Consider the following 9,212-nt stretch of genomic DNA (forward strand, 5'->3'; position numbering starts at 1 on the left):
GAGTATTCAGTATCTCCATATTTTTTATGAAAAAATCTAGGTCCCATAACAATTGAAAGCTCGTTTACTTTAATTCCTACTAATTTTGCTACGGTGAAATGGCCTAATTCATGTATTAAAATAACCATTAAAAAAACAAAAATCGCTGCTAAAGCTGTCATATAAATACCACCTCATTTAAATTAAGAAAAATTTACAAAAATAAAAAACTATTGGTGCAACAAATATTATACTATCAAATCTATCTAAAATACCACCGTGTCCAGGTATAATATTGCCATAATCCTTTATACCTGCTTCTCTTTTTAATTTAGAAGCTGCTAAGTCTCCAATTTGAGCAAAAATAGAAGCAATTATAGCAAGACAAGCTAAAATCCATATTGGACCAATTTCAAAATAATAAGAATAGATGACTGTTACTAACAGGCTCCCTATTATCCCACCTATTGCGCCTTCTACAGATTTTTTAGGACTTAGTTTAGGACTTAGCTTATGTTTTCCCATGGTACTTCCAATTATATATGCAAATGTATCCGTTCCAAAGGCGATTGTAAATATCAGCCAAATAAATTTAGTATTGCCTAAATAAGATATGTTTATTAACATTAATGGCACATAAATAATTGCAAAATATGTAGATGATATATCTTTGAAATTTACTTTACTATCCAATACATAAATTAACAATAAAATTAAAGCGAATGTTATCATCAACATTTCTAGGTTGATATCTATGAAGATACTAGAATAAATTAACATGCAAGATAAATAGCCTATCCAATTAATTGGAGATAAAGAAAGCCTATTTAATGCATTATATATTTCCTTTATACCTATTAATGAAACAAGCAATAAAGATAAATCAAGTAAAATTTCACCATTGTAAACAACAAAAATCATTAAAGCAATTCCTATTGCTCCTGACAATATCCTTTTTCTTAAATTATCCAATTAAACTCCTCCAAATCTTCTATCTCTATTTTGAAAATCTATTATTGCATCCAAGAAAGATTCACTATCAAAATCAGGCCAATATTTATCAGAAAAATAAAATTCAGAGTAAGCAGCTTGATATGTTAAAAAATTGCTTAGCCTTTTTTCTCCACTTGTTCTTATAATTAAGTCTGGATCTGGTTGATTTTTTGTATATAGATATTCTTTGAAATTTTCTTCATTTAATTGTGATAAATCAATTAGCCCCTTGTCATAATCATATATAATTTTCTTTACAGCTTCAACAATTTCAATTCTTGAACCATAATTTAAAGCTATATTTAATATCATACCATCATTGTTTTTTGTTTTTTCCAAAGCTATATTAATCTCTTTTATAACGTTTACTGGTAAAGAGTTTATGTTACCCAGAATGCAAATTTTGATATTGTTCTCATTTAATCTTCTAATTTCTTTTCTTATGAAAACAACTAAAAGATTCATCAGAGTATCTATTTCAATTTTTGATCTTTTCCAATTTTCTGTTGAAAAAGCAAATAATGTTAAAACTTTAATCCCTATCTTATTTGCAGATTCAACAATCTCTACTACTCTTTTCATTCCCTCTTGATGTCCTAAATGTCTAGGTAAATTCCTTGAATTGGCCCACCTACCATTTCCATCCATTATAATCGCAACATGATTTGGTATGTTGGATAAATCTATTTTTATATTATCTTTTCCTATATCTATGTTCATGTTTACCTCCATGAATAAAAAACCCTTCTTGGTGAAGGGTTATATTTCTAGCAGTTCATCTTCTTTTTGTTTAGTTATAGCATCAATTTCGTCGATGTATTTATCTGTTAACTTTTGCATTTCTTCTTCTGCTAATTTCTTCTCATCTTCGGTTATTTCTTTGTCTTTTTCTGCTTTTTTAATTTTATCAAGAGCTTCTCTCCTGGTGTTTCTTATAGCTACTTTAGCATTTTCAGCACTCTTTTTTACTAGTTTTATGAGTTCTTTTCTTCTTTCTTCAGTTAATTGTGGTATATTCAATCTGATAATTTTCCCGTCATTTGATGGATTTAATCCTAAATCAGATTTCAAAATTTCCTTTTCAATTATTGGTATTAATTTGGGATCCCATGGTTGAATTACAAGTAATCTTGGTTCTGGTGCAGTTATGCTCGCTACTTGCTTTAATGGAGTATTTTGACCATAATAATCAACACTTATTCGTTCTAAAAGCAATGGATTTGCTCTGCCTGCTCTTACAGCTTGAAGTTCTTCTTTATAAACTGCGATTGTTTTTTTCATTTTTTGTTCAGCTTCTTTGTGAATTTCTAACTGCATCTACAAATCCCCCTTTATATTGGTACCAATTTTTTTACCCATTATAACATTTACAATATTTTCTGGATAATCAATTCCAAAAACAACTAATGGGATATTATTATCCATGCAAAGTGAAGTAGCCGTTGAATCCATTATACCCAATCCTAAGTTAAGTATATCAATGTACTTTAAATTTTCAAATTTTTTTGCGTTAGTATTGATTTTAGGATCTGAATCATAGACACCATCGACACCTTTTTTTGCTAATAAAATTACATCTGCTTCTATTTCTGCAGCTCTTAAAGCTGCAGTTGTGTCAGTTGAAAAATAAGGATTTCCAGTGCCTGCTCCAAAAATTACTACTCTTCCCTTTTCAAGATGGCGTATAGCTCTTCTTCGTATGTAAGGTTCAGCAATTTGACGCATTTCTATTGCGGATTGAACCCTTGTAACAACATCTATTTTTTCAAGAGAATCTTGTAAAGCTAAAGCATTCATCATCGTCCCTAACATACCCATATAATCTGATGTAGCACGATCCATATCTTTGGAAGACCTACCTCTCCAAAAATTTCCTCCGCCTACAACAATTGCAACTTCAACACCTAAATCGTGAATTTTTTTTATTTGATGTGATATATTATCAATTGTCTTAATGTCTATCCCTACCCCATTGGTTCCGGCTAAAGCTTCTCCACTCAATTTTAAAATAATTCTCTTGTATTGAAGGCTCATATGTACACTCCTTAAAATATTTTATATAGGAGAACAAAAATGTTCTCCTATATTTGATTACATGTTTATTTGCTTAGCGACTTCTTCTGCAAAATTTTCTTCTTTCTTTTCTAAGCCTTCACCAACTTCATATCTAGTGAATCTTCTTATTACAATATTTTCACCAATTTTTGAAATTAATTGTGCAAGAACATCTTTAACCTTCATGCTTGGATCCTTAATGAATGGTTGATCTAAAAGGCAAACATCCTCGTAATATTTTTCCATTCTACCTTCTACTATTTTTTCAGCAACATGTTCTGGTTTTCCTTCATTGATAACCTTGTTTATTTGAATTTCTCTTTCATGTGCTATTTCATCTTCACTTAAATCATTTCTAGACACAACTTTTGGATTTGAAGCGGCTACTTGCATAGCCATATCTTTAACAAATTGTTTAAATTCATCATTTTTAGCAACAAAATCTGTTTCTGAATTGACTTCGATTAATACCCCTATCCTGCCTCCGTGAATATAAGCATCTACTAACCCTTCAGCAGCAATTCTTCCAGATTTTTTAGATGCTGAAGCAAGTCCTTTTTCTCTAAGATAATCTATTGCTTTGTCTAAATCTCCATTTGTTTGTTCAAGTGCTTTTTTGCAATCCATCATTCCTGCACCAGTTTTTTCTCTTAGTTCTTTAACTAAAGAAGCACTTACAGCCATTCTATCACTCCTATTATTATTCTTCTTCTGTTTCTATAACTTCTTCAACAGAGTTTGTTGATTTTTCAACTGAAAACTGTTCACCTTGTCTTGCTTCTATTACAGCATTTGCAATAGTTTCTGTTATCAATTTGACTGCTCTGATTGCGTCATCATTTCCTGGGATAACATAGTCAACTTCATCAGGATCGCAATTTGTATCTACGATTCCTATAACAGGTATTCCTAATATATGAGCTTCTTTTACAGCAATTCTTTCTTTTCTAGGGTCTACTACAAATAGAATGTCAGGAATCCTATTCATATCCTTTATTCCACCAAGGAATTTTTCTAATCTTTCTCTTTCGTGTTTTAATTGAATGACTTCTTTTTTAGGTAATACATCAAATATTCCGTCTTCTTCCATTTTTTCAAGTTCATGAAGTCTGTCAATTCTTTTTCTTATAGTCTTGTAATTGGTAAGCATTCCGCCTAACCATCTTTGATTTACATAATGCATACCACATCTTTTAGCTTCAGATTCTATAGCCTCTTGTGCTTGTTTTTTTGTACCTACAAAAAGCACTTCTCCTCCATTTGAAACAACATCTTTCATGGCAGCATATGCTTCGTCAATCATCTTAACAGTCTTTTGCAAATCGATAATATAAATACCATTTCTTTCTGTAAAGATATACTTTGACATTTTGGGGTTCCATCTTCTGGTTTGGTGACCAAAATGAACTCCCGCTTCCAACAAATTTTTCATTGATACTACTGACATATTTGCACCTCCAAGTTTATTTCCTCCACCTTGCTCATTTACTTAAGGACTCTTTATTAGAGAACACCTTAAGTATCGAAAGGTGTGTGTAATACCTAAAATAGTATAGCATAATATAATTATAATTTCAACAATTTGAATAGCAAAAAAATAATCGCTATATAGCGATTATTTTTTATTTTACTCTTCTTAATTCCTCAATCAGCTTATCATTTAAAACTTTGATATGAGTTCCTTTCATACCTAGTGATCTCGATTCAATTACCCCAGCACTTTCAAATTTTCTTAATGCATTTACAATTACGGACCTTGTAATCCCAACTCTATCAGCAATTTTACTAGCAACTACTAACCCTTCCATTCCATCCAATTCTTCAAAAATATATTCCATTGCTTCTCTTTCTGAGTAAGAAAGAGTTCCCAATGCCATATCAACTACTGATTTCTTTCTTGCTTCTTCCTCTATTTCTTCACTTTTTGCCCTGAGTATTTCCATTCCAACTACAGTTGCACTATATTCACATAATATAAGATCTTCTTCACTAAAGTCTTTTCCAAACCTAGCTATTACAAGAGTCCCAAGTCTTGATCCACCACTATTAATAGGTATTATTGTTGATACTTTATCAGGGTACTCGCATTTTGTAGTTTGATCAAACACACAAATGTCTACTTCTTTTAAGTTTTCTTTAGTTTCAGTTATTTTTAACAGTTCATCATTGTATTTTTTTGGGAATCTACCCTCATTTACAACCTCATTGTTTACAATGTCGCAGTCAAAACCTTCAGATAAAGCATAACCTAAAACTCTTCCTTTGGTACTAGCAATATAAACATTAGCTTCAAGAATGTCAGACAAAATTTTGCTTAATTCTGAAAAAGAAATTGGTTTAGAACCATAACTTTGTATCGTCTTGTTTAGCCTTCTAGTTTTCTTTAATAGACTTTCCATATTGACCTCCTATAAGATTTTTCTTAAACAATTCAGAATTTTCATCACATATATAAGATACTATAAATTTCAAGAATTGTACAGATATTTTTTATATTTTAAATATTTTCATCATAACCACATTCATCATTAGTGCACCTAATATAATTGTTTTTTTTAGTTTGTTTAATAACCATAATGCCGCCACATTTAGGGCATTTTTTACTTACTGGTTCATTCCATGAAACAAAAGAACATTTTGGGAAATTTGAGCATCCATAAAAAATTCTACCTTTTTTATCTCTTTTTTTTATTATCTCACCGTCTTCGCATTTAGGGCATTTGACACCAATTTTTTCAATGATGGGTTTAGCATTTTTACATTCAGGATAACCAGGACAAGCTAAAAATTTGCCATATTTGCCTATTTTTATAACCATATTCCTACCGCATTTTTCACATATTTCATCAGAAACTTCTTCTTTAACTTCAATTTTTTCAATTTCTTTTTCAGCAACAGATAATGCCTTTTCAAATTTGTCATAAAAGTCCTCTATTACTTTTACCCAGTTTAATTCACCTTCTGCGATTGCATCTAATTGGCTTTCTAATTGAGCTGTAAATTCTTCGTTGATTATCTCGCTGAAATAATTGGTGAGAATATCATTAACTAGATCACCTAATTCAGTAGGATAAAATGATTTTTTTTCAAGCATTACATATCCTCTAGCTAAAATTGTTGATATTGTTGGAGAATAGGTACTTGGCCTGCCTATTCCAAGTTCTTCCATTGTTTTTATCAATGAAGCTTCTGTATATCTAGATGGTGGTTGTGTAAAGTTTCTTTTATCTTCATATTTTGATAAATCCAGAATCTCACCAATATCTAACTTGGGTATTATAACATCATTTGATTCTTCGTCTAATGAACTAAATACTTTTAAAAATCCACTAAATTTCAAAATTGAACCATTTGCTTTAAATATATAATCACCATTTTTTATTTTTACAGTTAGTAGATCATATAAAGCTTCTGACATTTGTGAAACAATGAATCTATCCCAAATAAGTTTGTATAATTTAAATTGATCTTTTGTCAACGAGTCTTGGACTTTGTCTGGGGATAAATTTAAATGAGTTGGTCTTATTGCTTCGTGAGCATCCTGAGCATCCTTATTAGTTTTTTTAGAATAAGTATTACCACCATTTGAATATTCTTTCCCAAACATTTCTATTATATATTTCTTTGCAGCTTCTACCGCTTCGCTAGAGAGTCGTGTAGAATCTGTTCTCATGTATGTTATAAGGCCTGTAATTCCTTCTCCTTTTATATCGATTCCTTCATATAGCTGTTGAGCAATCATCATGGTCTTTTTTGATGCGAAGCCTAATTTTTTGGAAGCATCTTGCTGCAAAGTACTTGTAGTATATGGAGGGTATGGGTTTCTTTTTCTTTTTGTTTCTTTGATTTCAGAAACTAAATTTATGTTGCTTGAAAGTTCATTTAAAATATTTTTAGCTTCAGTTTCGTTTTTGATATTCAGTTTTTCTTCTTTATTATCTACTAAATAATGAGTCAACATAGCTTCAACTATTTCGCCGTTTTCTTTTTTGAAATATCCTTTAATTGTCCAGTATTCCTCAGGAATAAATTCTTGGATTTGATTTTCTCTATCACATATTAGCTTAACTGCAACCGATTGTACCCTTCCAGCACTTAATCCTTTTTTTACCTTTTTCCAGAGTATTGGGCTTATTTTATAACCAACCAATCTATCTAATACTCTTCTTGCCTGTTGAGCATTGTATAAATTTTCATCAAGCATTCTAGGAGATTTAATAGATTTTTTTACAGTTTCTTTTGTTATTTCGTGAAATTCCACTCTGCAAACAGCATTTTTTTCAATACCTAATAGATTTGCTAGATGCCAAGAAATAGCCTCTCCTTCTCTATCGGGGTCTGTTGCTAAAAATACATTATCGGATTTTTTCGCTTCTTTTTTAAGATTGTTTACCAGTGGTCCTTTCCCTCGAATTGTTATATATTCAGGTTCAAAATAATTTTGAATATCTATCCCTAATCTACTTTTTGGTAAATCTCTTACATGCCCTAATGAGGCAATTACTTTATAGTTTTTCCCCAACATTTTACCAATTGATTTTGCTTTAGCAGGAGATTCAACAATTACTAAGTTCTTAGTCAAAAAAACACCTCCAAATTTCTAGCAAATAGCAAATATATTTGATGCTATTTCTTTAACAATACCTTTAATTTCAAGAATTGTTAATGTACTATTAACAATGTTTATATCTAAACTAGATTTTAATGATATTAAATCGACATGAAGAGGACCATCCTCTAAGACTTTACAAATAATTTGTTCTGTCTCTCCCAATTCAATATGATTTTTGTTTGCTTTTGTATTATATTCGAGATGTAGAATGTTTTCAAGTTCTATTAAAATATCTTCTACATTTTGTACAAGTTTTGCTCCATCTTTAATTAATGAATTAGTGCCTTCACTAAATAAACTATTAATATTACCTGGTAAAGCAAAAACATCTTTTCCTTGGTCAAGTGCATGATTCGCAGTTATCAATGAACCTGAATTTCTTTGAGCTTCTATTACAAATACAGCATTACTCAACCCTGATATAATCCTGTTTCTTTGAGGAAAATTAAATTTTAAAGGTTCAGTATCAAGTGGGAATTCTGAAATTATTAAACCTTTGTCTTCAATTAATTCATATAGTTTTTTATTTGATTTAGGATATATTTTGTTAATACCACAACCCAATACTGCAATTGTACAGCCATTATTTTCAATGGTAGTTTTATGAGCTATAGTATCGATGCCATAGGCTAATCCACTAATAATGCATAGATTATATGCAATTAGCTCCTTTGTAAATTTTTCACAAGCCCATTTACCATAAATAGTAGGTTTTCTAGTTCCGACAATTGCAATAGAATCTAAATCAAGGAGATTGAGATTTCCTTTATAATATAATACTGAAGGTTTATTAGAAATAAATTCTAGTTTAAATGGGTATTCTTTATCATATTTTGTTAAAAAATTAATATTTTGTGAAGTTATGATATTCTGTAGATGATTTAGAACTGCTTCTATATTTGAACTTAATATCTTTTCAATGTTTTTATCATTCAGAAATCTAAGATTCTCTAATTCTTTTCTATCAGTATGTAAAATATTTTTTATATCTACGTAATACTCTTCTAAATTTTCAATTTTATCACTGTTTATACCTATTGAATTTAACCAAACTAGCACTTCTCTATTACCATATCTCAAAATATTACCTCCAATATTTTTTGTCTAAGCTTCTATATCTTATTGCTTCTGACAAGTGAATATCGTCAATAATTTCACTTTGTTCAAGGTCGGCAATGGTTCTAGCAACTTTTAGAATTTTGTTGTAAGATCTAGCACTAAATTTATATTTTTCAAATGCTTTTGCCATCAATAATTCTGCTGATTTTGATAATTTACATATTTTTCTTATATCTTTATTTAATAGATTAGCATTATAAACGATAGAAGATGAAGAATTTCTTCTTTTTTGAATTTGTCTTGATTGCTCAACAATTTCTCTTATTTCCAAAGAAGATATTTCTTTAACATCTTTATTTAGGTCATCATATTTTACTGGAAGAACGTCTACATGGATATCAATTCTATCTAACAGTGGATGGCTAATTTTATTTAAATACTTTTCTATAGAATTTTGGCTACACGTGCATTGATGAAATGGATCACATAAATTCCCGCAAGGGCATGGATACAA

At 30.1% G+C, this 9,212-nt stretch carries 11 protein-coding genes; all 11 read right to left on the reverse strand.

From position 1 onward, the window contains the following. Window positions 1-161: site-2 protease family protein (locus ACTB1H_RS08055; protein ID WP_463262344.1), on the reverse strand; the 161-nt coding region annotated here is incomplete at its 3' end. A 16-nt stretch (window positions 162-177) separates the two neighbouring features. Next, the gene (locus ACTB1H_RS08060) at window positions 178-951 is read right to left on the reverse strand and encodes a phosphatidate cytidylyltransferase (protein WP_463262334.1); all 774 of its coding nucleotides are present in this window, start codon (window positions 949-951) and stop codon (window positions 178-180) included. Beyond that, entirely contained in the window at window positions 952-1,692 is a 741-nt protein-coding gene (locus ACTB1H_RS08065; protein ID WP_463262335.1) for an isoprenyl transferase, read from the reverse strand. 39 nt (window positions 1,693-1,731) lie between these two features. Then, window positions 1,732-2,289: a ribosome recycling factor gene (gene frr / locus ACTB1H_RS08070; RefSeq protein WP_463262336.1), complete on the reverse strand. Its 558-nt coding sequence runs from the start codon at window positions 2,287-2,289 to the stop codon at window positions 1,732-1,734. Next, window positions 2,290-3,006 carry a UMP kinase gene (gene pyrH, locus ACTB1H_RS08075; RefSeq protein WP_463262337.1) on the reverse strand — a complete coding sequence of 239 codons (717 nt, stop codon included), beginning with the start codon at window positions 3,004-3,006 and terminating at the stop codon, window positions 2,290-2,292. A 57-nt stretch (window positions 3,007-3,063) separates the two neighbouring features. Beyond that, window positions 3,064-3,711, reverse strand: a complete 648-nt coding sequence (tsf, locus tag ACTB1H_RS08080; RefSeq protein ID WP_463262338.1) for a translation elongation factor Ts — start codon at window positions 3,709-3,711, stop codon at window positions 3,064-3,066. Window positions 3,712-3,727: 16 nt separating this feature from the next. After that, window positions 3,728-4,474, reverse strand: coding sequence for a 30S ribosomal protein S2 (rpsB, locus tag ACTB1H_RS08085; protein ID WP_463262339.1), 747 nt, complete (start codon window positions 4,472-4,474; stop codon window positions 3,728-3,730). A 175-nt stretch (window positions 4,475-4,649) separates the two neighbouring features. Next, the gene (gene codY, locus ACTB1H_RS08090; RefSeq protein ID WP_463262340.1) at window positions 4,650-5,426 is read right to left on the reverse strand and encodes a GTP-sensing pleiotropic transcriptional regulator CodY; all 777 of its coding nucleotides are present in this window, start codon (window positions 5,424-5,426) and stop codon (window positions 4,650-4,652) included. Window positions 5,427-5,524: 98 nt separating this feature from the next. Then, a complete protein-coding gene (topA, locus tag ACTB1H_RS08095) occupies window positions 5,525-7,609 on the reverse strand; it encodes a type I DNA topoisomerase (protein WP_463262341.1) in 2,085 nt (694 codons plus the stop codon). 18 nt (window positions 7,610-7,627) lie between these two features. Beyond that, window positions 7,628-8,719 carry a DNA-processing protein DprA gene (gene dprA, locus ACTB1H_RS08100; RefSeq protein WP_463262342.1) on the reverse strand — a complete coding sequence of 364 codons (1,092 nt, stop codon included), beginning with the start codon at window positions 8,717-8,719 and terminating at the stop codon, window positions 7,628-7,630. Between the two features lie 4 nt (window positions 8,720-8,723). After that, on the reverse strand, window positions 8,724-9,212 hold a 489-nt coding region (locus ACTB1H_RS08105), incomplete at its 5' end, for a magnesium chelatase subunit ChlI family protein (RefSeq protein ID WP_463262343.1).

Source organism: Soehngenia sp., from assembly GCF_055108775.1.